The 22,748-nt window shown below is 51.2% G+C and carries 27 protein-coding genes; 10 read left to right on the top strand and 17 right to left on the bottom strand.

Going from position 1 to position 22,748, the window contains the following annotated elements; all coding sequences use genetic code 11:
- A partial coding sequence (locus G548_RS0109670; protein ID WP_022793954.1) for an IS3 family transposase occupies nt 1–272 on the top strand: 272 nt, incomplete at its 5' end.
- A gap of 65 nt (nt 273–337) precedes the next feature.
- Here G548_RS0109670 and G548_RS0109675 read toward each other — a convergent pair.
- The 3 genes from G548_RS0109675 to G548_RS0109685 all read right to left on the bottom strand — a co-directional run bounded on the left by G548_RS0109675 (nt 338) and on the right by G548_RS0109685 (nt 3,451).
- The gene (locus G548_RS0109675; RefSeq protein WP_022793955.1) at nt 338–2,755 is read right to left on the bottom strand and encodes a heavy metal translocating P-type ATPase; all 2,418 of its coding nucleotides are present in this window, start codon (nt 2,753–2,755) and stop codon (nt 338–340) included.
- Nucleotides 2,756–2,877: 122 nt separating this feature from the next.
- On the bottom strand, nt 2,878–3,090 hold the full coding sequence (gene copZ / locus G548_RS0109680) for a copper chaperone CopZ (protein WP_022793956.1): 213 nt from the start codon (nt 3,088–3,090) through the stop codon (nt 2,878–2,880).
- Between the two features lie 58 nt (nt 3,091–3,148).
- Nucleotides 3,149–3,451 carry a metal-sensitive transcriptional regulator gene (locus tag G548_RS0109685; RefSeq protein WP_425411522.1) on the bottom strand — a complete coding sequence of 101 codons (303 nt, stop codon included), beginning with the start codon at nt 3,449–3,451 and terminating at the stop codon, nt 3,149–3,151.
- A gap of 181 nt (nt 3,452–3,632) precedes the next feature.
- Between G548_RS0109685 and G548_RS0109690 the strand changes: the two genes are divergently transcribed.
- From G548_RS0109690 to G548_RS0109715, 6 genes are all read left to right on the top strand, one after another.
- Nucleotides 3,633–4,646, top strand: a complete 1,014-nt coding sequence (locus G548_RS0109690; RefSeq protein ID WP_022793958.1) for a LacI family DNA-binding transcriptional regulator — start codon at nt 3,633–3,635, stop codon at nt 4,644–4,646.
- A 76-nt stretch (nt 4,647–4,722) separates the two neighbouring features.
- Entirely contained in the window at nt 4,723–5,982 is a 1,260-nt protein-coding gene (locus tag G548_RS0109695; protein WP_022793959.1) for an ABC transporter substrate-binding protein, read from the top strand.
- A 24-nt stretch (nt 5,983–6,006) separates the two neighbouring features.
- Nucleotides 6,007–7,332: a carbohydrate ABC transporter permease gene (locus tag G548_RS0109700; RefSeq protein ID WP_022793960.1), complete on the top strand. Its 1,326-nt coding sequence runs from the start codon at nt 6,007–6,009 to the stop codon at nt 7,330–7,332.
- Between the two features lie 19 nt (nt 7,333–7,351).
- Complete coding sequence (locus G548_RS0109705) at nt 7,352–8,173, top strand: carbohydrate ABC transporter permease (RefSeq protein ID WP_022793961.1); 822 nt, start codon at nt 7,352–7,354, stop codon at nt 8,171–8,173.
- Between the two features lie 29 nt (nt 8,174–8,202).
- Nucleotides 8,203–9,246: a Gfo/Idh/MocA family protein gene (locus G548_RS0109710; RefSeq protein ID WP_022793962.1), complete on the top strand. Its 1,044-nt coding sequence runs from the start codon at nt 8,203–8,205 to the stop codon at nt 9,244–9,246.
- Nucleotides 9,246–10,214, top strand: coding sequence for a sugar phosphate isomerase/epimerase family protein (locus tag G548_RS0109715; protein WP_022793963.1), 969 nt, complete (start codon nt 9,246–9,248; stop codon nt 10,212–10,214). The genes G548_RS0109710 and G548_RS0109715 overlap by 1 nt, the downstream gene beginning before the upstream one ends.
- A gap of 47 nt (nt 10,215–10,261) precedes the next feature.
- Here G548_RS0109715 and G548_RS0109720 read toward each other — a convergent pair whose 3' ends face one another.
- From G548_RS0109720 to G548_RS0109750, 7 genes are all read right to left on the bottom strand, one after another.
- Nucleotides 10,262–10,891 (bottom strand): response regulator, encoded by a 630-nt coding sequence (locus tag G548_RS0109720; protein WP_022793964.1) that lies wholly within the window; start codon nt 10,889–10,891, stop codon nt 10,262–10,264.
- Nucleotides 10,888–11,922 (bottom strand): sensor histidine kinase, encoded by a 1,035-nt coding sequence (locus tag G548_RS0109725; protein ID WP_022793965.1) that lies wholly within the window; start codon nt 11,920–11,922, stop codon nt 10,888–10,890. Before G548_RS0109725 ends, G548_RS0109720 begins: the two co-directional genes overlap by 4 nt.
- Entirely contained in the window at nt 11,919–12,548 is a 630-nt protein-coding gene (liaF, locus tag G548_RS0109730) for a cell wall-active antibiotics response protein LiaF (RefSeq protein WP_169435240.1), read from the bottom strand. Before liaF ends, G548_RS0109725 begins: the two co-directional genes overlap by 4 nt.
- 160 nt (nt 12,549–12,708) lie before the next feature.
- Entirely contained in the window at nt 12,709–13,347 is a 639-nt protein-coding gene (locus G548_RS0109735; protein ID WP_022793967.1) for a hypothetical protein, read from the bottom strand.
- Between the two features lie 17 nt (nt 13,348–13,364).
- Nucleotides 13,365–13,721 carry a lmo0954 family membrane protein gene (locus tag G548_RS0109740; RefSeq protein WP_022793968.1) on the bottom strand — a complete coding sequence of 119 codons (357 nt, stop codon included), beginning with the start codon at nt 13,719–13,721 and terminating at the stop codon, nt 13,365–13,367.
- A gap of 131 nt (nt 13,722–13,852) precedes the next feature.
- On the bottom strand, nt 13,853–14,479 hold the full coding sequence (locus G548_RS0109745; RefSeq protein ID WP_022793969.1) for a hypothetical protein: 627 nt from the start codon (nt 14,477–14,479) through the stop codon (nt 13,853–13,855).
- 49 nt (nt 14,480–14,528) lie between these two features.
- Complete coding sequence (locus tag G548_RS0109750) at nt 14,529–15,389, bottom strand: GAF domain-containing protein (RefSeq protein ID WP_022793970.1); 861 nt, start codon at nt 15,387–15,389, stop codon at nt 14,529–14,531.
- A gap of 261 nt (nt 15,390–15,650) precedes the next feature.
- On the opposite strand from G548_RS0109750, the gene G548_RS0109755 reads away from it, so the two are divergent.
- From G548_RS0109755 to G548_RS0109765, 3 genes are read left to right on the top strand one after another with little or no spacing between them, the layout of a single operon-like run.
- Nucleotides 15,651–16,223, top strand: coding sequence for an RNA polymerase sigma factor (locus tag G548_RS0109755; RefSeq protein WP_022793971.1), 573 nt, complete (start codon nt 15,651–15,653; stop codon nt 16,221–16,223).
- Entirely contained in the window at nt 16,223–16,399 is a 177-nt protein-coding gene (locus G548_RS19020) for a YvrJ family protein (RefSeq protein ID WP_022793972.1), read from the top strand. The genes G548_RS0109755 and G548_RS19020 overlap by 1 nt, the downstream gene beginning before the upstream one ends.
- Nucleotides 16,392–16,631 (top strand): helix-turn-helix domain-containing protein, encoded by a 240-nt coding sequence (locus G548_RS0109765; RefSeq protein WP_211219001.1) that lies wholly within the window; start codon nt 16,392–16,394, stop codon nt 16,629–16,631. The genes G548_RS19020 and G548_RS0109765 overlap by 8 nt, the downstream gene beginning before the upstream one ends.
- Before the next feature lie 63 nt (nt 16,632–16,694).
- Here the strand turns inward: G548_RS0109765 and hxlB are convergent, their stop codons facing one another.
- The 7 genes from hxlB to G548_RS0109800 are packed head-to-tail and all read right to left on the bottom strand — an operon-like array spanning nt 16,695 to nt 22,685.
- Nucleotides 16,695–17,255, bottom strand: coding sequence for a 6-phospho-3-hexuloisomerase (gene hxlB / locus G548_RS0109770; RefSeq protein WP_022793974.1), 561 nt, complete (start codon nt 17,253–17,255; stop codon nt 16,695–16,697).
- Nucleotides 17,252–17,878: a 3-hexulose-6-phosphate synthase gene (gene hxlA / locus G548_RS0109775; protein ID WP_022793975.1), complete on the bottom strand. Its 627-nt coding sequence runs from the start codon at nt 17,876–17,878 to the stop codon at nt 17,252–17,254. Before hxlA ends, hxlB begins: the two co-directional genes overlap by 4 nt.
- 11 nt (nt 17,879–17,889) lie before the next feature.
- Complete coding sequence (locus G548_RS0109780) at nt 17,890–18,843, bottom strand: sugar kinase (protein ID WP_022793976.1); 954 nt, start codon at nt 18,841–18,843, stop codon at nt 17,890–17,892.
- Nucleotides 18,844–18,860: 17 nt separating this feature from the next.
- Nucleotides 18,861–20,141, bottom strand: a complete 1,281-nt coding sequence (locus G548_RS0109785; RefSeq protein WP_022793977.1) for a TRAP transporter large permease — start codon at nt 20,139–20,141, stop codon at nt 18,861–18,863.
- Nucleotides 20,138–20,632, bottom strand: a complete 495-nt coding sequence (locus G548_RS0109790; RefSeq protein WP_022793978.1) for a TRAP transporter small permease — start codon at nt 20,630–20,632, stop codon at nt 20,138–20,140. Before G548_RS0109790 ends, G548_RS0109785 begins: the two co-directional genes overlap by 4 nt.
- Before the next feature lie 12 nt (nt 20,633–20,644).
- Entirely contained in the window at nt 20,645–21,652 is a 1,008-nt protein-coding gene (locus G548_RS0109795; RefSeq protein ID WP_022793979.1) for a TRAP transporter substrate-binding protein, read from the bottom strand.
- A gap of 16 nt (nt 21,653–21,668) precedes the next feature.
- Nucleotides 21,669–22,685 (bottom strand): LacI family DNA-binding transcriptional regulator, encoded by a 1,017-nt coding sequence (locus tag G548_RS0109800; protein ID WP_022793980.1) that lies wholly within the window; start codon nt 22,683–22,685, stop codon nt 21,669–21,671.
- Nucleotides 22,686–22,748 lie beyond the last annotated feature (63 nt).

A 22,748-nucleotide genomic window follows, 5' to 3' on the forward strand; every position in this document is an offset into this window, starting at 1 on the left:
AGTACACCTCGCGCGGCTTTAAAGCCATCGTAGAGGCCCACGGCTTGGATCACAGCATGTCGCGGGTGTCCCGATGTCTGGACAACGGGCCCATGGAAGGGTTTTTTGGCACGCTGAAATGCGAGGAATACTATCTGCCGGACTCGTTTTATGCCACCTATGAGGACCTGGTGGACGCGATTCGCCGCTATATCGGGTTTTACAACCACCAGCGATACCAGGAACATTTAAACGGCTTGACCCCGATAGAATACCGGAATCAAGCCGCTTAAGAGTTTTACTTATTTTCATTGTCTACTTGACGGGGGTCAGTTCACTAAGCTCTGCCTCTTTTTTATTATGAAATTTTCATCCGCTGCAGGCGCAGGGCATTCAGTACAACAGAAACTGAGCTGAACGCCATGGCTGCACCGGCCACCCACGGAGCGAGTAGTCCGATGGCAGCGATAGGAATGCCGACGGAATTATACACAAACGCAAAGAATAAATTTTCTTTGATGTTTTTCATCGTTGCCCGGCTCATGAGTACAGCATCTGCTGCGCTGTTTAAATCCCCGCGCATCAGCGTAATGTCCGCTGCCTCCACGGCGATGTCCGTGCCTGTGCCAACAGCCATGCCGATATCAGCGGTCGCAAGCGCCGGTGCATCGTTAATTCCGTCTCCGACCATGGCGACGCGCCGTCCTTCACGCTGCAGCCGTGTTACTTCGCTGCTTTTCTGTTCAGGAAGTACGCGCGCAATCACACGGTCAATCCCTACTTCTGCTGCAATGGCGCGGGCCGTTTTCTCGTTATCACCGGTAATCATCACGACTTCAAGCCCAGCCGCCTGCATGCGTTCCACTGCCCGTCTGGATGTCTCTTTCACTGTATCAGCGACGGCAATCCAGCCGGCAAAGCGGTCGTTTACCGCCACTCCCATAACTGTTTTACCTTGATCCTCCAGTGTTTCGTTTTCCGCTCCTTCCGGAACACCTTCCACACGGCGCTCCGCCAGCCAGGCACTCGTCCCAACTGCTATAGTACCGGCGTCTGTAACTGCGAGCACTCCTTTGCCGGGAATTGCTTCAAACGAAGAAGCAGGCTGCAGAGTAAGATTTTTCTGCGCCGCATCCTGGACAATCGCCTGAGCCAGCGCATGCTCGGAGGACTGCTCCGCTCCAGCAGCGTGCCTCAGCAGCTCCTGCTCCGTCCAGTCCGGACCCGGTACAATATCTGTCACTGCCGGCTCTCCTTTTGTAATCGTACCGGTTTTATCGAGCAGAATGGTTTCCACTGCCCCGGTGCTTTCCAGGTACTGCCCGCCTTTAAACAGCACGCCGTTTTCAGCAGCTCTGCCGGAGCCCGCCATAATAGACGTCGGGGTTGCCAGGCCGAGCGCACATGGGCAGGCAATAACAAGAATGGCAATAGTCGGCAGGAGCGCTGCTTCAAGCGATCCGGGCTGCACAAAAAGGATCCAGGTGAGAAAGGTCAATAGCGCGATGCCGATTACAATCGGCACGAACACTCCGGATACGCGGTCGGCGAGGCGCTGAATCTCCGCCTTACCGCCCTGGGCTTCTTCGACGACCCGCACAATCTGGGACAGCGCCGTGTCCCTGCCGACCCGGGTGGCGCGCATGCGGATACGCCCGTTTCCATTCACCGTCGCACCAATCACCGTGTCTCCCGTGTCTTTTTCCACCGGAATACTTTCACCCGTAAGCATGGATTCATCCACAGACGAGCGGCCGTCTATGACCTCCCCGTCCACCGGCACCCTGGCTCCCGGCTTCACGTGGACAATGTCGCCCTCCTGGACGTCTTCGCTCTTTATTTCTGTTACTTCTCCGTTTCGTTCCACCAGGGCGGTTTCAGCTTTTAACGAGAGCAGTGATTTAATCGCGCGCGAGGTCCGTCCCTTCGCTTTCGCTTCAAACCACTTGCCAAGAAGAATAAGGGTAATGATCACTGCTGACGTTTCAAAATACAGCCCTTCGGATGCATTGCCTGTCAGCACAAAATACAGGCTGTAAAAATAGGCAGCCGAGGTTCCGAGGGCGACCAGCACATCCATATTGGCGCTGCCGCTCCGAAGTGATTTATAGGCGCTCCGGTAAAACGTGGAGCCGATGATAAACTGAACCGGCGTCGCAATGCCTAACTGAACCCATGGATTCATCAATACTTCCGGGGACCAGAGAAAGGACAGAAATCCGAAATGGGATACCATCGTCCATACAAGCGGAAGGGTTAAAAGCGCAGAAATCAGCAGCTGCCATCCTTTTTTCTGCTGTTCTTTTTCTCTCGGGTCCTCCGTCTCTTCCTCGGTGCGTTCGGTTAACCCGTACCCTAATTTGTCTACTGCCTGTTCCATCTCCTCTACAGAAACTTCCCCGTCCAGATAGTGGACCGTGGCACGCTCCATCGCCAGGTTGACGGTGGCTTCCGACACTCCGGGTAGTTTATTCAGCTTCTTTTCTACCCGGTTGGCACAGGCTGCACATGTCATTCCGGAGACGTCAAACACTGCTTCACTGCGGCGTATACTGTAGCCGCTCTGTTCTACTTTTTCTTCCATGTCATGCGGCGATACTTCACCTGGATCATACTGCACCGAAAGCTGTTCGGTCGTTAAGTTAACGGAGGCTTCTGAAACCCCCTCCATTTTCCCCACCTGCTTTTCAATCCTTCGGGAGCATGCCGCACAGGTCATGCCCTCCACAGACGCGTTCCAGTGGGAAAGGTTGTTATTGGTTTTCTGCTTTTCCATACCCACACCTCATTTCCATCGCAGGCTTTCCTCTAATATTATACCCCCGTATAGTATTTAGCAAACAAAAACTGTGATAAAAAAGCGGATCGTGCAGCCACGATCCGCTCCTTCTTACTTATTTACGCAGATACAACATCGTATCCCTGGTCATCTATCGCTTCATCAATATCTTTTCGCGAGGTTACTTCTGGATCGTATTCTACGTCTACGGCTCCAGTATCAAGGTTTACTTTTACATTGGAAACGCCCTGCAGTTCACCAACGCCGCCCTCTACCGCAGAGACACAGTGGCCACAGCTCATTCCTTCTACCTGGATCGTTTCTTTTTTCATTTTAACCATCCTTTCTGTACCCTCATTGTATAATACACCGCAGGGGTATTGTCAAAAATCACTTCATCATCCGCCGCATAACGGTCATCAGCTCTTCAATGGATTCTTCGCCTTCACCGTCTTTAATTGCATTTGCCACGCAGTGCGAGGTGTGGTCCTCCATTAATGCCAGTGACACTTTATTGGTCGCCGACTGAATGGCTGCAATCTGGTTTAAAATATCCACACAGTAGCGATCGTTTTCCACCATATCGTGAACGCCGCGCACCTGTCCTTCAATGCGCTTTAATCGATTCAGCATTTGTTGTTTATTAGGTTGGACGGTCCTTTTGTTGCCTGAAGCATGCTCCATACTGTCCACTCCTTCTTATCGCTTATTTACCGCTAGTTTACTAGGTAGAGCGGTTTTAATCAATTTTTACGATTCATAGAAAAGCCCTGTTTTTTGTTTTAATTTTTAAAAATTTTCAATTTAGGGTTGCGTTAAATGAAAGCGTTTTCTATAATAAAGTCATTCTTCCAAAACGTTTCGGAGGCTGATCATGAATACTATCAAAGATATCGCCAAAGCAGCCGGCGTTTCCGTCACCACTGTTTCAAGAGCCTTAAATGGATACAGCGATGTCAATGAACAGACGCGCCAACGTATTCAGGAGGTCGCTGAACAGCTCGACTATGCGCCAAACCATATTGCCCGCGGCCTCGTTATGAATCGTTCGAAGACAATTGGGCTTTTAACCTCCCAATCCTTTCCTTCCAATCCGAAGGATACGTTCACACTTGATATTCTGGCCGGCGTAAACGAATACGCCAACGAATGCGGCTATGACCTCATCTTATTTCAATCCCGTCCCGCCGGAGACCGTACGTATTATCAAATGTGCCGGGAACGGCAGCTCGAAGGAGTAATCACCCAGAACCTTCCCCATGACCACTCTGCCACTGAGCAGCTCGCAGCTACCGGACTGCCATGCGTGTTTATCGATAATCAGGTGGACAGCGGTAACGCAAGCTTTGTCACCACCGACAACGCAGACGGCGCCCGGCAGGCGCTGGTACATTTGATCAGCCTCGGTCATGAGCATATCGCATTTATGAACGGCCATCATTACGCCTACGTATCCAGGGAGCGACGGAAAGGCTACGAAGAAACACTCCGGGAATTCAACCTGCCCTACCGTGAGGAATACATACGGGAGGCTGCCTTTGATGAAAAAATGGCAGAGCAGGAAGCGCTCGGGCTGCTTCAGGCCCACCCGCACATTACGGCCGTCTTTTGCGCAAGTGACCTGATGGCTCATGGCGTCATGCGGGCAGCACATCAGCTTGGATATGCGCTGCCGCAGGATCTGTCCATTATCGGCTTTGACGACCTGGTGCTCGCGGAGTACTTTTCACCCCCGCTTACGACCGTTCATCAGGACAGGTACACATTAGGTCGCAAAGCCTGCGAATTACTTATTGATAAGATTGAAGGGAGAAAAACTCCCGCCAGTCTGGTAATTCCTGCGTCACTGACCGTCCGGGAATCCACCAGTCCCCCGGGGATCAAGTAATTTTTTCTTTACTTCTCCCCGCCATCCGAAACGTTTCGGGCATTTTGAAATCGATTTCACATAAGGAGGAATAGGCATGAAAAAAGCTGCAGCCGTTACAGGAGCGTTTATAATGCTCGCCGGATGTTCAACTGCGGACATCTCCCCCACCGCTGAGGACGAAGTTACGATTACGTACGCCCGCGGTGTGGATACGACCAACGCGACAGATGCCACGATCAAGGCATTTGAAGAAGAGCATCCAAATATCAATGTGGAGGTCCGGGAGATGCCGCCGGATACAGGCGAACAGCATAACCAGTACGCCACGATTTTAAGCAGCGGCAGTGATGAAATCGATGTGTTTGCCGCTGACGTCGTCTGGCCGGCAGAATTTGCCCAGGCCGGCTATGCACTTCCGCTCGACCGCCTGATTGAAAGGGATAACGTTGATATTGACGCTCATTTTCCGGCTACCATTGAATCCACTTCCTATAACGGCCGGCAGTTTGCCATGCCAGCTTACACAGATGCCGGTCTTCTGTTTTACCGGAAGGATATCGTAGACGAACCGCCGGAAACGTGGGAAGAGCTTGAAACGATGGCTGCAGATCTTCAGGGCGAGGAAGGCACGTCCTTTGGCTACGCGATGCAGGCTTCCCAGTATGAAGGACTTGTCACCAACGCTATTGAATACATTGGCGCCTATGGCGGCCAGATCATTAATGAAAACCAGGAGGTAGTCGTTAATTCCCCCGAGGCTATTGAAGGCATTCAAAAAATGATCGATGTGACCCAGTCTGACTTTGTGCCTAATAATATTTTAAATTTCCAGGAAATAGAAACGGAAAACGCATTTATCAATGGTAACACCGTCTTTGCCAGGAACTGGCCGTATCTGCTATCCACCTCGACCGATCCGGAAATATCCAACATCCCAGATAATGTCGGCTTCACCACGCTTCCGTCCGGAAGCGATGGCACTGCCTCTGCACTTGGCGGATGGACCACGATGATCAATAAAAATTCTGAAGAGGTCGAGGCTTCGTGGGAATTTGTAAAATTTATGTCCAGTGAACAGGGCCAGAAAATCGGTGCTCTCGAAGGCAGCCGGGCTCCTACTATTGAGTCGTTATATGACGATGAAGACATCCAGGAGGCAAATGCTCTATTTGCGGATGATGCGTTCGTCGAAACGCTTCAAAATGCAGTTCCCCGTCCAGTGACGGCGGACTATCCGGAGGTTTCGGATATCATGCAGATTGAGCTTTCGCGTGCAGCAGCGGGTGAAATTACGGCTGAAGAAGCTGCTGCCAACCTGGAACGCAAATTGAGCGCCGTTTTGAATGAAGAATAATACGGATTCAAAGGAGGAAGCCCCATGGCTGGAAAACCTGGACGCAAATTTCAATTAAACGAAAAACAATTAGGCTACGCAATGGTCGCCCCGGCGCTCGTTTTGATTCTTCTTGTCGTAATATGGCCCATTATGCTTTCCGGCTGGAACAGCCTGTTTGACTACCGGCTGAATGACCCGACCAAGTCGGAGCGTATTATGAGCGAAAGCCTGAATCTCGAAGAATACGCCGATAACCGGTACCTTGTCGAACAAAATGTTAACGAGTTAAGCGAAGCTTATCCGGAAGGGGAAGAGACGTTTAACGAAACCTGGGCGGTCGTCGAGGAGCATCATGAAGAACTCGTTGCCGAGGACGAAATGGCGGCAAGCTATCAGGAAGTTAACAGCATGCTCAATGACTACGAGCCGATCACAGACGATAACCTGCGCATTCAGTCGATCGACGGCTCATGGGGCAGTGATTTTGAAGCCGCAATGGATGAACAAATTGAAGCCGTCAACTCCGTGCAGCAGCAGGCTGACGGTGATATCGCCCTGGAAATTGGCTATCTGGCCGCCCAGCTTGAAAACCTGCAGGGCTCGGTGCTGTCCCCGAACTTTGTCGGCCTGCAGAATTACACGGATTATCTGTCGGATGGCCGGACCTGGACCGCTTTAACGAATACGACCTTCTTTACGATTGTTTCTGTCGGTGCTGAGCTGATCATCGGCCTTGGTGTCGCCCTGTTAATCAACCGGACCTTCAAAGGACGCGGCATCGTCCGGGCATCGGTCCTCGTTCCGTGGGCTATTCCAACAGCCGTGGCTGCCATGATGTGGAGCTATCTATTCGACGGGCAGTCCGGGATCGTCGCCCACTATATGGCTGCCATCGGATTAATTTCCGACCCCGGCTCCCTTTTAACGACAGCGTCCGGCTCCATGTTTTCCATCATATTTGCCGACGTCTGGAAAACGACGCCTTACATGGCTCTCCTCCTGCTTGCCGGGCTGCAGACTATACCAAACACGCAGTATGAAGCAGCGGAAGTGGACGGGGCCGGCAGAGTCCAGAAGTTTTTCTTTGTAACCCTGCCGCTGTTAAAGTCAGCAATTCTCGTGGCCCTGCTCTTCCGGACCCTTGATGCCTTCCGCGTGTTTGACCTGATTTACGTACTGACCGGCGGCGGTCCGGCAAACGCTACGGAATCGATTTCCGTCTTTGCCTACAAGGCCCTGTTTGAACAGCAGAACTTCGGTGCCGGCTCTGCCCTTTCCGTCATTGTATTTGTCTGTGTGGCCATCATCAGCTTTATCTTCGTCAAGCTGCTTGGTTCGGACCTGTTTCCGGAAAGAGCGAAAAAATAAGTGGAAGGAGTGACTGTACATGCTTAAAAACCAAGCCGGTATCCGCTTTTATATTTTCCTGGCTATCTTCGTATTTCTCGTTATGTTTCCATTCATCTGGATCTTTTTAACATCCCTGAAGCCCCAGAATGAGCTCACATCGTTTGCATGGTTTACATCCAATGCTACTCTTGAGTCGTACGCATCAGCGATTACGACGAGGCCGCTCTTTCGTTACATGCTCAACAGCTTTGTCGTTTCCGGCCTGACCACGGTTTTATCGCTCTTGATTGCTTCGTTCACGGCCTATGCGGTTACGCGGCTGCCCATCCGCGGCAAGACTTTAATTTTAGGCCTCGTCCTGGCATCATCGATGTTTCCGCCAATTGCAATTTTGTCGCCAATCTTTAACTTTGTGACGGACACGGGACTTCGCAACAGCTATATCGGACTTGTTATCCCGTACATTACCATCAGCCTGCCGCTAGCTATCTGGATTCTGGCCACCTTTTTTCAAAAAATCCCGTGGGAGCTCGAAGAATCGGCCAAGCTGGACGGCGCTACGCCATTTCAGACGTACCGGCAGATCATTCTGCCGCTCGCCACACCGGGTATCTTTACTACGGCAATTCTCGTTTTCGTCGCAGCCTGGAACGAATATCTTTTCGCCCTGGCTATCAATACCGCCGATGCCTGGCGCACGATTCCGGTCGGCATCTCCTTCTATCAGAGTGAATACACAGTACCGTGGGGCGACATTTCCGCCGCTACTGTTATCGTCACCATCCCGATTGTCATTCTCGTTCTTATTTTCCAGCGACGGATTGTTTCCGGACTTACGAGCGGGTCAGTAAAAGAATAATCAACGTATATAAAAAGGAGTGGACTCCCATGAAAACAGTAAATATCGGCGTTATCGGGTGCGGAAGCATTGCGAGAAACCGCCACATTCCAGAATACGAAGCAAATCCTCATACCACCATCCGGGCGGTCTGTGACCTCGTACAGGAGCGCGCTGCAGAAACGGCCTCCCATCTCGGGGCTGCGGCGTACACAGATTATCATGAGCTGTTAAAGGACGAATCGATCGAGGCAGTGAGTGTCTGCACCTCCAACCATATGCACGCCCAAATCAGCATCGACGCCCTTTTTGCCGGCAAGCACGTGCTTTGTGAAAAGCCGATGGCAACAAGCGCCCAGGAAGCTGAAGAAATGATGGAGGCTGAAAAGCGAAGCGGCAAAAAGCTAATGATTGCCCACAATCAGCGCTTCGTTCCTTCACACGTGAAGGCAAGGGAGCTGATTGTGGGCGGCGACCTTGGCAAAATCTTCAGCTTCCGGACGACGTTTGGCCACGGCGGTCCCGAAGGATGGAGCATTGATGGTAAGGACAGCTGGTTTTTCCGCAGGGAGGAAGCCTTTATTGGTGCCATGGGAGACCTTGGTGTGCACAAATCCGACCTGATTCAGTTTCTGCTCGGTGAGCCGGTAACCCAGGTGGCCGCTTTCGTGGAAAATAATGCGAAGGAAAATATTACGGTGGATGACAACGCTGTCTGCCTGCTCAAAACAGCAGGAGGCTTAATCGGCACCCTCACGGCCAGCTGGGCGTATGTCCCTGACGAGGACAACTCCACGATCATTTACGGCGAAAAAGGGACGCTCCGCCTTGAAGATGATCCGGTTCATTCGCTGACTGCCCACTATACGAACGGCCATACGGTCCGCTACGAGCTGGGCGGCATTCAGACAAACGATGCCGACGGCCAGGAAAGCTCCGGCGTGATTGATGCCTTTACCGAAAGCATCGTCTCAGACACCGGGGTGCCGGTATCCGCTGCAGACGGAAAGCAGGCCCTCGACGTCATTCTGGCGGCTCTTGCGTCCAGCGAACGCGGGCAGTTTATTACTATCGGGAAGGAAGGTGTTCAATAATGAAGATCGGCGTTTTTACTGTTCTCTATGCTGATTTGGCTTTTACAGACATGCTCGATAAGGTGAAACGTGCCGGAGTGCAGGCTGTAGAGCTCGGCACTGGCGGCAACCCGGGCAGCGCCCACGCAAATGTGGACGAGCTTTTACACAGCGAAGATGCACGCAAACAGTTTCAGGAAGCCCTGGACTCCCGGGGGTTAACCGTCAGTGCGCTCAGCTGCCACGCCAACCCGGTTTCCCCGGACCCGGCTGAAGCGAAGGATGCGGACGATACGTTCAAAAAAACCGTGCAGCTTGCCAGCCTCCTGAACATTCCAGTCGTCAATACGTTTTCCGGCGTTGCGGGCAGCGACGAGAGCGCCAGGTATCCAAACTGGCCGGTCGCGCCGTGGCCGAGCGCGTATTCGGACATTTACAACTGGCAGTGGGAGCAAAAGCTTATTCCTTATTGGAAGGAGGCCGGCAGCTACGCCAAAGAGCACGGCATTAAAGTCGGTATCGAGCCTCACGGAGGTTTTCTGGTTCATACGCCGTATACGGTATTAAAGCTGCGTGAGGCGACCAATGATGCCGTGGGCGCCAACCTTGATCCGAGTCATATGTGGTGGCAGGGGATTGATCCGGTAGCCGCGATCAAAATTCTTGGAAAAGAAGGAGCGATTCACCACTTTCACGCCAAGGATACGTACATTGACCAGGATAACGTCAACATGTACGGCCTCACTGATATGCAGCCGTACAGCAGCGTTCAGACAAGGGCCTGGAGCTTCCGCTCAGTCGGCTTCGGCCACGGCATGAAGGAATGGAGCGATATGATCAGTGCGCTTCGTACGTTCGGCTATGACCATGTGGTCAGCATCGAGCATGAAGACCCGATTATGTCGCTCGATGAAGGCTTCGAGCGGGCCGTACAAAATCTGAATTCCGTCAACATTTCCGAGCGTCCGGTCGACATGTGGTGGGCATAGCCCTCCGTACCAAAAAAGCTGCTCCCCTTTACTCAGGGGGCAGCTTTTTAAAATAGGCGGTGCTTGTACGCATAAACGACTGCCTGGGTACGGTCCTGCACCTCGAGCTTATGGAGGACACTGCTGACGTGTACTTTCGTCGTTTTCAGCGCAATAAACAGCTCTTCGGCAATTTCGATATTGGTTTTTCCCTCCGCAAGCAGCCGCAGCACCTCGAGCTCGCGTGCGGTCAGTTCCTCGTGCAGCTCCCTCTGGTCCCGCCGTTTCATGTTTGCCATCAGCTTCCCCGCTACCTCTGGCTCGAGAATCGACTGGCCGTCGTGCGTTTTCCGGATCGCCGCTGCGATCTCCCCGGCCCGGGAGGTTTTTAAAATATAGCTTACCGCCCCCGCTTCAAGCGCCGGATACACCTTTTCGTCATCGATAAAGCTTGTGACGATAATAATTTTGGCTGCAGGCCATGCCTCCATAATTTTTTCTGTCGCCTCAATGCCGTTCATATCATCCATCACCAGATCCATAAGGATAATATCCGGCCTGAGTTCAAGCGCCAGCCTGACCGCTTCCCTTCCGCTTGAGGCTTCAGCGGTTACTTCCATATCGGGCTGCGTTGATAAATACGATGTCACCCCAATACGCACCATTTCATGGTCGTCTGCAAACAGGATGGTAATCATACCTCTTCCCCCTTTGACAGCCAGGGCACTTTTACATCGATGCGGCTGCCTTCTCCCGGCAGGCTCACCAGATGGAAGTGCCCGCCGATTTCCTCCGTTCGTTCCTTCATTGTGCTTAATCCGTAGCTGTCTGGTTTTTCTTCCTCCATATAAAGACCGACACCGTTATCCTGGACACGCAAAATAATAAATTCTTCCCGCTGCAGCAGGGAAACCTTCAGCTCAGTTGCCTTCGCGTGGCGCAGCGTGTTGGAAATCGATTCCTGGCTGGTCCGAAACAGCTGGTCCTCTACTCCCTTTTCAATCGGAAATGGCTCAATCACCTGCTTAATCTGCAGCGGCACCTTCGTCGTCAGATCGTTCAGCAGCTGAGCAATTCCTTCCTGCAGTGTTTGCTTATTCAGTGCGGCCGGCCGCAGATGAAGAAGCAGAGCGCGCATTTCGAGCTGGGACTGGTTGATCATCCGCTCGATGGTCTGCCATTCCCGGGAAACCTCCCCGGCGCCGGCCTGTTCATTAACCGCAGATATCATCATAGAGGCCGCAAACAGCTGCTGGCTGACCGAATCATGGAGCTCACGGGCGATCCGGTTTCTTTCCTGCGAGATAACTTCCTGCAGGCTTTTTTCCCGGTCTTCGGCCCGTTCTGTGGCCAGCTTCTGCCCCCGTTCGGCCTGTCCCTGCATCTGGCGCTCCACCATTTCAAGCTCCGTACGCAGCTCTTCTACTTCCCGGTACACCTCTGCCGGCCAGATTGTTTTAGGGCTTCCTCTGCCCAACCGCTCCAGCACAGCCTGCAGCTGCTGCCAGCGGGCGTTCCAGGCCCGGAGCACCAAAAACCCGAGAGCGGTACCAAGAAGAACAATCAGAACTACAAGCAAAAGTACATACGGCAGCCCGCTCATGGTTTGTCCCGTCAGTACGTCCCACATGTCAAAAGGCAGCAGCAGCAGAAGCGGAATTACGGCTGCGGCGCTTATAAGGAAGGCTGCGGCAATTCCCCATCCGGCTGCTTTCACAAAGCTGTTCATCGCCGCTCCACCTCCAGATCCCCGCTGAGAAGCGAAGTGAAAATGTAAAGTGTGGAGGCTTCCTCGTCTGCCGCTGGCAAGTGATAGGTAACCGTCTGGTTCCAGCGCTTTGCTTCTTCTTTGCCAAACAGGCGTACGCGCCCGTATAGCGTGCTGTGCCGGATGATCACGTTCACTTCGTACGGCACGTAGACAGTCACTGAACCCAGGCCGTGGCGGACGATAATCACTGCCTGCTGCGGCAGCACCGTGTTGGTAGCATCAACAACTTTATCGCCGACGCCGCCGATCACGTTAATATCCTTCCAGTGAAATGGCTTCCGTCCAACCTTCTCCCGCCCCCACAGGCGGTTGCCAAGCAGCTCGTCCCGGTCATAATTCTCCATTCCACCGCTCGGCTCCTCCACCTCTGCCTGTTCTTCGACGGGCTCCCGGCCCGAGCGGCGCATCTGCAGAAGCAGCAGAACAAAAAAGGCGATCACCCAGAACTGGACGGCCCAGAGAGTAACCGCTGTAAGACCCAGGCCGATCCACCCGGTCCACCAAAAAACGGCCGAGAGTGTCCGCCTTTTCGTCCGTTTTCCGATAAATATAAACAGACCGAAGAAAAAGAGTATGGGCAGCAAACCTGCTCCGTCCGAAAAAAATTCCAGTATGAACAGGAGGATTCCCGTAAAAAACACGAATTGGATCATCTTCGTTGATATGTGGGAAAACATAGGAACCCTCCTTTGCTGTTTTATGTAAGTTAAAAATAGAGACGCCTTAGTCAGCGTCTCTATTTTATCACGCTTTTTCCTGCTCCGCCTCTGTCTTCCGCTTTTCCAGACGGGCTACCCGTTCGTCGAAGGTGGAATGCTCATACTCCTTTTGATGATGCTGCTCCATGCTTTCTAAATACTGTTCCACTTCCTTGAAACGGGCTTCCGGCTCGCGGCCGTTCTCCTGGTAGAGCTTAGAGATATTGTGATTGGCCCGGGCTACATTTTCCCGGCCCATCCACTCCATCCGTTTCAAACGCATATCCTTGAGCTTGTACACCATTTCCTGATGGCGCCTCTCAAGCGTCTGCAGCTGTTCTTCTGCTTTTTTTTTCATCGAAGCAAGCTTAAGCGCCCGCTCGCCGTACTGTTCAATTTCCCTGACAGCAATATCGTAGAGCTCATTCTCTTCATAATGCTTTACCACCGCGGCCTGCTGCTTGCGTTTATCCAGCATGTGCTCTGCTTCGTCCTGTTCGTGCTGAAATTCTTCAACCAGCCGGCGCTGGCGTTCTGTGAGCCTGCTTACCTTTTCCGTCTCGCGCTCTGCTTCTTTAATATAGCGGTTGAGTGATACGATCGGATTATCTGTTTCTTTTTTCACGTTCCACCGCTCCCATTCGTTTTCGACATCCTCCTTGAACTGCTGCCAAATGCCTGCCATCGCTCATTCCTCCTTTTTTATCTGCGCTTGAGCTTTTTCCATTCCTCTTCAAAGCCTGTAAACGGGTCCTTCGTTTTTGAACGGCGGTCGATGTCCACCTCGTCCCCGTTCCATTTTTTTACGCTCCAGTATATGGCATACAAGCCGAGAAGCGCGATTACTGCATAGATATTGGTGAGCGCAAGCAGTATGGCTGTAATACCCACGATCACCCAGAAAACCCTCGCCGCGGTGGATGTGCTTTCCTGGAACTGTCGCCAGACAATATACGCAAGCGCCACTCCGGCCGCGAGCAAAAGCAGCGGTCCAAGGTTAGACAGAACGACGATCGCTGCGACTGTAATTATTGCTGCTAATCCGATTTTTTTCCACATGGTGTTTCCCCCTTCCTGTACTTCTATCTTACGCCGGTACGCAGGATTCCGGGAGCAGCCCGGGGTCTATCTTTTCTACGCCTCAAGGCGTATTTACCATAAAAAAACACCCTTTCTGTATAAAAGGGTGCTTACGTCCGGATCTGCGTCCCTGCATCTTCAAGGGCCTCGATCGTTTTCTTTTTAAATACATCGTCAACCGGACGGCCGTCCGGACTCGAATAATTCAGCTGATTTTTCTCCGGGAGGTAAACAAACCCCAGTGCTTCAAGCTCCCTGCAAAGCCCGTCTGGAAGCCCGCGGGAGCCCGTCTCGCGTTCAAAGCTTTCTGTTACCGAAACACTGACCTCTGTATCCGTTGACCCGGTGTTTAGCACAAACAGATCATTTTCGTTCTGCTTGATCCACTTTCCTTTGGAAAAGAGCGAAAACGTCGAGGCTTCGAGAGCGGAAATGCCGCTGAGATTCACGCGGTACACGTCATTAATAACCTGCCGCACCGTTTCACCGGACGAATCGGCCGGCAGCCGGGCGAGTGCATAGTCAAGCAGCTCCTCCTTGCCGGCGGCCTCCCATTCCTGTGTCGTCCATGCTGTGAAAACAGGGTGCGACCTCCGGGCACCAGGCGCTTTAGGGTCCGCTGCAATGCTCTGCAGCGAAATGCCGAAAATCTCCGAAACAATGCGTTCCACCGAGGCAGCGGTGAGCTTGTTTTCATTTTCCACTCTTTCATCCATCTGTTCTGCTTTTGTACTCATACCAGTTCCTTCTTTCAACTTGATATGTAAATCGCCCGCCGTCCGCTGTTCACTCGTTTCTGACCAGCCGGAAGCCAATAGATTTGAGCGCTGTCTCCAGGCTTTTTTCGATCATAATATTTTCACCTAGAATGTCTTTGCGGATGTCCTGAACAGCCATGTCCGGCCGCACCCCGGTCAGGATAGGATCGATGCCCATCAGCTTCAGTGCCTGAATGACCTGGGAAATATACGTGGTAAACGTTTCGTTAAATGCGGAAACACCTGACACATCGATCATAAAATAGTCGTATTTTCCGCCGTAGACTTCCTGCAGCACCGTTTCCATCAAACGGTTGGATCTGCTTTCATCCATCGCCCCGACGAGCGGGAGCACGGCAATTCCTTCGCCTATCGGCACAATCGGATACCCGAGCACTTCTATTTTTTCATTCATCTGGTCGACACGGATCAGATAACTCAGTAAATTACCGAACGTCTGCATTAACGAAATTTCTTCCTTCTTAAATTCACGCGGCTCGCGGTTTAATACGCATAGCGTGCCGAATGGGCCGCCGTCCTGGTTTTTAATATATACGCCCAAAAAGGTATGTACGTTGAAATTTTTCGGCATCAGCAGCTCTTTCGTTTCCTCATCATTCACAGCATCGGAAAAATGAAAGTATTCCTGTTCGTCATTTCTCAGCACGTACTGACAAAACGAGGCTTCATGCTCTACCTTCATTCCCTGAGAAACAAGATCCTCCCCGCGATTGTTGTAGGCACTCAGTACATCCATATAAGCATCTTCTTTTTTTGCAATATAAACGGAGTCCACGTGAAGGGACTCAGCGATCACGCTCATAATTTCTTCAGCCATCTCTTCAATGGAGAAAGTGTATCTGCTTGACGGCCCTGATGTTAAATTCACTTTTTCCCCTCCTGTTTACAAAAATCTAATATTTTCTTATTCCCTCTTATGTTTTTAAGTAATCTTTTTTGTAAACACATTATGCCACCAATGAGTCTTTTTTAACAGGACTTAACCTGTAAATTTCTCTAATTTCAATATTTTCTTGTTTATCGGAAAAGTGTTCGTATAAAATATAAGAACAAACGTTCGTATTAATGGTTTACTTTTTATCTGCGAGATGTCTTTTATAAACAACAGGGGTAAGGAGAGGAGGCATCTATGACACATTCATCATACGCTGAGTCAAAAAGAGAAGCATGGGAAAACTTCAGAAAGAAAAATCATTCGTTCCTGCACACCCGGCTCATCCGCGAATTTCTCGAGGACGCTGTTAATCAGCAGCTGTTAAAACAGGCGTTAAACGAGGATGCTGCCTGGGCTCATAAAGCCGTCGATTTATCTTTTAAGCGGTACTACCAGGATGTGATCTGGCGGTCTTATATGTTAAAAACCCTGCACTGGGAGTCCATCCGCTATGACCGCTACCATCGCCGGCGCCAGCAGCGGACGCCTCTGTCCGACCAGGAGGAGATGTTTGAAGAAGCCGGCTCTTTTTACACCCGGGCCGCAGAGCAGAGCCTTGAAGAAGAGCTGCACCAATATCCGGTCTGGCTCGGATTTCGTTCGCTGACCCCGTACCAGCAGTGGATTTTCTCTAAAAAATACAGCTGCGGGTGGAAGGATACAGACATTGCCAGTCACCTTCAAATCAGCCGTCAGGCAGTGTCAAATGCCCACCGGAAAGGTCTGAAAACACTTCGTGTTTATGCCGGGAAACAGGAGGGACGGTAATGCATATTATTGATTCCAGTGCTGTCGTCGAACTGCTGGCCAATGTCGGCTTTCCTATCGTAGTAACATTTTACCTGCTTTTGCGGATTGAACAACGCATTGAGCACCTGCGCCGGGAAGTGACACGCCTGGCATGCTCTTCATCAAAAAAGGAGGACCCAATGCATGATGACTAATAAACGGACCACAAAAATTCAGCGCATGAGTGAAGAAGCGCTGTATGAAGAGCTTCAAAAATTTGAACCCTTTATCCAGCAGGCGCTGCGCCAGACTTCCTATCAGGAGCGCGAGGATCTTCAGCAGGAGCTCCGCCTGAAATGTATTGAAAAGATACTCACGTACGAACCGCCGGAAGTACCCGGCTTCTGGGAGTACAAACGCCGCTATGAGCAGCAGGCGGAAGAATAAATCGGCCCGGCCGATAAAAAACAACCGGTCCGGCTCTTGGCCGGACCGGTTGGTACATATGTGCTACTCCATATTGGAGTGGCGTCTTGCCATCTGCTCATAGTCAGCTTCACCACCCACGTGGACAGCAGTAATAATCAGACCGTCCAGTATCAGGTGCAGACTCTGGTCGAATTGATTTCCCAATGGCTGAATCGTTTCGGGCTCGTGCTCCAGCCGCTTTTTTGTTGCTGCAGGAACATCAATAAAAGTATCGCAGATCTTTCCCAGGGAAGACTCCCGGTTGGTGGAGCAGATCAAAAGCTCTGCTCCGCTTTTTTTCGCCTGTTCCGCCGTATGAACGAGAATCGAAGTATTTCCCGATCCGGATAATACCACGAGTAAGTCTCCCTCATCCACAGAAGGAGTGATGGTCTCCCCCACGACAAACACGTTATATCCACTGTGCATGAGCCGCATCGCAAACATCTTTCCGACAAGTCCGGAACGCCCCTCTCCGGCTACAAAAATTCTCGAAGCCTGGTTAAGCTGTGCAGCAGCCTGTTCCACTTCCTCTGCACGCACGCTGCCAACAACCTCTGTTATTTCCCGGGAAATAGTGTTTAACACATGTTCTGCGTTCATAGTCTTTCTGCCTCCGATCGTATGCGTTCTGCTGCCGCCCGCGGGTTTTCGCTTTTAGTAATAGCGCCTCCGATAATAATTACGTCCGGACGCGCATCCTTGATTTTGTGAAGAGTATCTGCCTTTAAGCCGCCGGCTGCTGACACCTCCCAGTGCGGAAATGCCCGCAGCAGCCTGTAATAATTACTGTCGCCCGTTCCTGCCTGCTGCATGTCTTTACCTATATGCAGCGATGCGCTGCGGATGCCAAGCTTGTCGAGCTCCTCAAGGCGCTGTTTTTCCTGCACATTCAACAGATCCACAAAGGCCTTTTTGCCGTATTCTTCAGCAGTTTCCAGCACGGCCTGAATAGAAGCATCTGACGCAAAAGCCATTACCGTCGTTACATCTGCGCCTGCCTCAAAGGCCTGGATTGTTTCTGCTCTGGCTGCATCGCAAGTCTTCATATCGGCAACCAGCACTTTATCCGGATATTCCTGCTTCATCTGCCGGACGATGTCCATCCCGTATTCTTTAATGACTCCGGTTCCTATTTCAATCCAGTCGATATATGCTTCGGTTTGATGAACGATCGAAAAACAATCGTCCCATGGTAACCGGTCCAACGCCAGCTGTATGTTCATTGCTTCCTCCTTTAACGTTCCACGCGTTCTTCGTTCCCAAGCGCTGCCTCCACTTCCTCTAAAAGCGGCAGCCCTTCATTGTCGCCTGCTACCTGCACCACTTTTGCCCCGGCCGTCGAACCGGTTTTCAATGCCTTTTCCAGCGGATAGCCCTGCAGCAGGCCGTACAGAAATCCGGCGTTAAAACCGTCTCCTGCACCTACGGTGTCAGCCACCTTTTCTACCTTTTCCGCCGTCTGATGTACGGCTTCACTGCTTCCGCTTTTTCCCGATGCTCCTGCACTGCCGTCTTTAATAATGACACGGTCAATGCCGTACGATTGAAAAGAAGCAAGGTGCTCTTCTACTGCCTGTACGCCAAACAGCATATCCGCTTCCTCCCTTCCACTCAGCATAAGATCTACGTATGGAAGCAGTGACCGGATCGCCTCCCCGGCCTCTTCTTTGCTCCAAAGGCGCAGACGGATGTTTGGGTCCATAGCTGTAAGCACTCCCTGTTCTCTTGCAAAGCGTAAGGCCTCCCGGAGCATTTCCACGTTTTCCGGGCGGAGTGAAGCAAACACCCCGGTAATATAAAACACCTTCGGCTGCCCGTTCAGCTGCTCTTTAATGTGCTGTAGCGTTATCTCTTCTGTCGGGGACGGAAAACGGTAGTAAAACGTACGTCCGTTTCCGTTTTCGAGCGTTTCTTTAAAATTTACGGGAGTAGCATAGTTGTCTTCCAGGGCTATTCCCGAAACGTCAATTCCTTCCCCCCGCAGGGTGTTAAAAATATGGCGTCCGAATTCATCGCGGCCCAGACGGCTGATCATGCCGGTACGTATCCCGAGGCGGGCGCAGCCAATGGCCACGTTCAGCTCGGCCCCGCCGATTTTCCGTTCAAACTCAGTCGTAAAGCGCATCGGCCCGCGCTGTTTCGGATTCATTGTAATCATTGCGTCACCAATTGTAAGGATGTCCTGCATCTTTGCTGCCTCCATTCTTATTCAAATGCATTCGGCAGCCACATGAAAATGCCCGGCACGAATGCAATTACTAAAATCACAACCAGAATCATGCCAATGTACGGAATCGTCGCTTTAAAGGAGCGGCTGATGGAAAGCCCGCCAATCGCACTTGCAAGCAGCAGACACAGACCGTACGGCGGTGTCACAAGGCCTACAGCCAGACACATGAGTACGACAATTCCGAGATGAATCGGATCGAGGCCAAGCTCTGATGCCGCCGGCAGTATAATAGGCACAAACAAAATGATCGAAGGCACGGTATCCATAAACATGCCGACAAATAAGAACAAAGCGATAATCAGCACAATCAGAAGCCACGCGTACGGCACCGATTCCTGGAAAAAGGATGAAATGTGGGCTGGAATATTGTTAAAGCTGATCAGCCGTCCAAGCGACGTGGCGGTCGCCAGCGCAAACAGCGTAAGCGAGCTGAGCTTCAATGTTTCAATAACGATCTCCGGCATATCCCGCAGGCGGATGCTTTTGTAAAAAAAGAACGCCAGAATAAATGAATAAATGCAGGCGATAATCGACGCTTCGGTCGGTGTCACAAAGCCACCCATGATGCCGACGAGAATAATAATCGGCGTAAGCAGCGGCGGAAAGCTCCGGATGCCGTGTTTGACAATCGCCTTTGTATCGAGCCGGTCATGCTTCGGATAATTATTTTTCTTTGAGATGATTGATATAAACACCATTAAGCCAACGCCGATTAATAGTCCTGGAATAATCCCGCCGATAAACATCTGACCAATCGACACTCCGGCCAGGCTTCCGTAAATAACCATTGGAATCGATGGAGGAATGATCATGCCCATCGTGGAGGATGCGGCGGTTACAGCCACTGACGTTTCTGTGCTGTACTTTTCTTTTTTCATGCTTGGGATCAGAATCTTTCCCACTCCGGCCGTATCAGCCGTGGACGCTCCGGATATGCCTCCGAAAAACATGGAAACAACGACGTTGGAGTGGGCGAGGCCCCCGCGGATATGACCGACGAGGGACACCGCAAACTGGATAAGCCGCTCGGATATTTTTCCCCGGTTCATGATGTTTGCTGCAAAGATAAACAGCGGTACAGCAAGTAAAATAAAGGAGTTCAGGCCGACAAACATTTGCTGAATAACGGCTTCAAGCGGCACCGTACCCATAACGAGAAAGCCGATATAACTCACAATGCCAATCACAAAGGCAATAGGGATGCCTAGAACCATCAATATTAAAAAGAGCAGTATAAGTCCGATCGCGGTTATCATTTTTTATTCACCTCCACGATATTTTGGTAGTGACGCCAGTGGTCCATCGCATTCTGAAACGCAAACAGCATAATCCCTGCCCCGGCAATTGGCACAGGCAGCCAGATGAAAAATTGACTGACGCCCGGCAGGTAGTTCAGCGTCCAGCTGCTGAACTGCATTGTTATCTGGACCCCGTGGATCACAAACGCGAGACCGAACAGGATTAAAAAGAAATGAATGACTACCTGGAGCGCGAGCAGATACTTGCCGGACAGCTTCTCCAAAAGGATGCTCACAGTAAAATGCTGGCGTTCTCTAACCATTGCCGCTGCTCCGAGAAGCACCATCCATATAAAGGCATATGTGGCCACCTCGGCTGACCAGAGAAAGGCGACGCCTGGAATATAGCGGGTCATCACCTGCAGCGCTACGCATATAAAGAAAACAGAAAAAGCAGCTGCGCCTCCCCACAAAAACATTCGCTGTATTGTATCGATAAATGCTCTCATCTTCTTACCCTCCTATTCATCCTTTAGTTCCTGGACCCGCTCGTATTCTTCTTCCATCCCGAGGTTTTCTACAGCATCCCTGCGTACGTCTTCCGTCTGCTCTGTAAAGGCTTCCTTATCCACCTCATTGATTTCCATGCCTTCTTCCTGAAGCTTTTCTTTGTACTCACTGGCCAATTCCTCATCAGTGGCACGCGCAGTTTCAGTCGCTTCCCTTACCGCTGTATCAACTGCTTCCTGCTGCTCGGCATTCATACCGTCATACGCCTCCTGGGTCGTGAAAAACACCCGTGTCGTAACGTCGTGCTCCGTGAGTGACAGATGATCCGCTACTTCGTAGTGGCTGGCTAAATAAATGTTGGTAAAATCATTTTCCGCTGCATCCGTCAATCCGTTCTGAAGCGCCTGATACATTTCATTCCAGGCTACACTCGTCGGCTGTGCTCCGAGCGCCTGCCACGTATCCGTCACTACCGGTGAATCCTGGGTCCGGACTGTCTTATTTTCCAGGTCCTCCGGCGTTTCCACCGGCTGCGTTCCGTAATAATTGCGTGTGCCTGCCGACCAGTAATCGAGCACTTTAAAGTTTGATTTTTCTTCCGTCACGCGTGCTACTTCATCGCCTACCTCGCCGTCTACCACTCGCTTCCAGTGCTCCCGGTCTTCAAACAAATACAAAATGGAGAAAAAATCTACTTCCTTTACTTTCTGGGCCAGATAGCCGGGAGAAGCTACCACCAGGTCCACTGAGCCCGTCTCCGCGCTCTGGGCAAGCTCTGCTTCACTTCCGCCAAGCGATCCGTTCGTGTGTACCTCCACCGTGACGCTTCCATCGCTTTCTTCTTCTACGACTTCTTTAAATTCTCTCAGCCCAACAGCGTAGGGACTCTGATCATCAAGCTGGGTGGCGGCCACTAAATGAACATTTTCTTCTGCCCCGGCCGTGCTATCCGTACTGCTGCTGCAGCCTGCCAGTATTCCAGCGGTGAGCGCCATCATGGTAACGCTTACTTTTTTCATCGTTCAAAACCTCCTTTTATATTTTTTCTTCAGTAGAATCCCGTACATGAAAAGTCGTCTGATACACATATTCACGGCTCAATTTCTCGGCCGGCACGCCGTCGTTCACCTGCTCCAGCAGAAGCTCTGCTGCTTTTTCCCCCATTTGGTAGGCCGGCTGCTCGATGGTCGTCAGCGAGGGGGTAAAGAAAGCTGCGTATTCTACTTCATCAAACGTCACCAGGGCAAGATCCTCAGGAATATTGAGCTGATTTTCTTTGGCAAATGTCAGTGCTTCTACGAGCATGCGGTCGTTAGAGATAAACAGCGCGTCCGGAGGCTGCTGCTGATTCATCATATCCTTCAGCGCCTCCTGGGCGCCGCTCACTTCCCCGTGATATGCAAGCTTTTCGTTTTCAGCGATACCCGCTGCCTTCAGCGCGTCCGCAAAGCCGCGGAAGCGTTCTTTTCTTGTATTCATTTTCAGCTCCGGACCGATAAAACCAATTCTCCGGTAGCTCCTGCCTGCTAAATGCTTTACCGCTTCGTACGAAGCCTTGTAATTATTCACCACGACAGAGGGAACTTCTGACTGATCTACCGTCCTGTCCAGAAATACTAACGGAATTTGATAGCTTAGAATGTCTTCATAGTTTTTTCGGTCCTGGCTGCTTGGAATAATAATCATTCCGTCAATCTGCTTTGCCATCAGCATGTCGATATACTGTTTTTCTTTCGTTTCATCGTCATCGGCATTGCAGATGATGACGTGGTAATTGTATTTAATGCACATATCTTCAATTGCTCTGACCACAAGCGTAGAAAACCGGTGTACTACGTTTGCTATAATAACGCCGATCGTGGTCGTTTTTTGCTGCTTCAGTCCTCTTGCAATCGCATTGGGCCGGTAGTTTAACCGGGAAATAGCCTGCTCGATACGTTCTTTTGTTTCTTCGCCCATGTATGTAAAACGGCCGTTCATAAACTGGGATACGGTGCTTATGGAAACATTAGCTTCTTTTGCCACATCACGCAGCGTCACATTTTTACGCATATCTTCCCTCCTGATAAAACGTTTTAGTAAAACGATTTATTTCATTCTAAAAGATACATTTCT

It is taken from the genome of Marinococcus halotolerans DSM 16375 (genome assembly GCF_000420725.1).
Taxonomy (GTDB): domain Bacteria; phylum Bacillota; class Bacilli; order Bacillales; family Marinococcaceae; genus Marinococcus; species Marinococcus halotolerans.

Bases quoted from the DNA above. Each gene is read 5' to 3' on its own strand.
- G548_RS0109700 (WP_022793960.1), top strand. From the start codon at position 6,007: ATGGCTGGAAAACCTGGACGCAAATTTCAATTAAACGAAAAACAATTA.
- G548_RS0109715 (WP_022793963.1), top strand. From the start codon at position 9,246: ATGAAGATCGGCGTTTTTACTGTTCTCTATGCTGATTTGGCTTTTACA.
- G548_RS0109755 (WP_022793971.1), top strand. From the start codon at position 15,651: ATGACACATTCATCATACGCTGAGTCAAAAAGAGAAGCATGGGAAAAC.
- G548_RS0109790 (WP_022793978.1), bottom strand. From the start codon at position 20,632: ATGAGAGCATTTATCGATACAATACAGCGAATGTTTTTGTGGGGAGGC.
- G548_RS0109795 (WP_022793979.1), bottom strand. From the start codon at position 21,652: ATGAAAAAAGTAAGCGTTACCATGATGGCGCTCACCGCTGGAATACTG.
- G548_RS0109740 (WP_022793968.1), bottom strand. From the start codon at position 13,721: ATGTGGAAAAAAATCGGATTAGCAGCAATAATTACAGTCGCAGCGATC.
- G548_RS19020 (WP_022793972.1), top strand. From the start codon at position 16,223: ATGCATATTATTGATTCCAGTGCTGTCGTCGAACTGCTGGCCAATGTC.
- G548_RS0109675 (WP_022793955.1), bottom strand. From the start codon at position 2,755: ATGGAAAAGCAGAAAACCAATAACAACCTTTCCCACTGGAACGCGTCT.
- G548_RS0109765 (WP_211219001.1), top strand. From the start codon at position 16,392: ATGACTAATAAACGGACCACAAAAATTCAGCGCATGAGTGAAGAAGCG.
- G548_RS0109720 (WP_022793964.1), bottom strand. From the start codon at position 10,891: ATGATTACCATCCTGTTTGCAGACGACCATGAAATGGTGCGTATTGGG.
- copZ (WP_022793956.1), bottom strand. From the start codon at position 3,090: ATGAAAAAAGAAACGATCCAGGTAGAAGGAATGAGCTGTGGCCACTGT.
- G548_RS0109710 (WP_022793962.1), top strand. From the start codon at position 8,203: ATGAAAACAGTAAATATCGGCGTTATCGGGTGCGGAAGCATTGCGAGA.
- G548_RS0109785 (WP_022793977.1), bottom strand. From the start codon at position 20,141: ATGATAACCGCGATCGGACTTATACTGCTCTTTTTAATATTGATGGTT.
- G548_RS0109705 (WP_022793961.1), top strand. From the start codon at position 7,352: ATGCTTAAAAACCAAGCCGGTATCCGCTTTTATATTTTCCTGGCTATC.
- hxlA (WP_022793975.1), bottom strand. From the start codon at position 17,878: ATGAACATACAGCTGGCGTTGGACCGGTTACCATGGGACGATTGTTTT.
- G548_RS0109800 (WP_022793980.1), bottom strand. From the start codon at position 22,685: ATGCGTAAAAATGTGACGCTGCGTGATGTGGCAAAAGAAGCTAATGTT.
- G548_RS0109690 (WP_022793958.1), top strand. From the start codon at position 3,633: ATGAATACTATCAAAGATATCGCCAAAGCAGCCGGCGTTTCCGTCACC.
- G548_RS0109780 (WP_022793976.1), bottom strand. From the start codon at position 18,843: ATGCAGGACATCCTTACAATTGGTGACGCAATGATTACAATGAATCCG.
- G548_RS0109745 (WP_022793969.1), bottom strand. From the start codon at position 14,479: ATGAGTACAAAAGCAGAACAGATGGATGAAAGAGTGGAAAATGAAAAC.
- G548_RS0109735 (WP_022793967.1), bottom strand. From the start codon at position 13,347: ATGGCAGGCATTTGGCAGCAGTTCAAGGAGGATGTCGAAAACGAATGG.
- G548_RS0109725 (WP_022793965.1), bottom strand. From the start codon at position 11,922: ATGAACAGCTTTGTGAAAGCAGCCGGATGGGGAATTGCCGCAGCCTTC.
- G548_RS0109695 (WP_022793959.1), top strand. From the start codon at position 4,723: ATGAAAAAAGCTGCAGCCGTTACAGGAGCGTTTATAATGCTCGCCGGA.
- hxlB (WP_022793974.1), bottom strand. From the start codon at position 17,255: ATGAACGCAGAACATGTGTTAAACACTATTTCCCGGGAAATAACAGAG.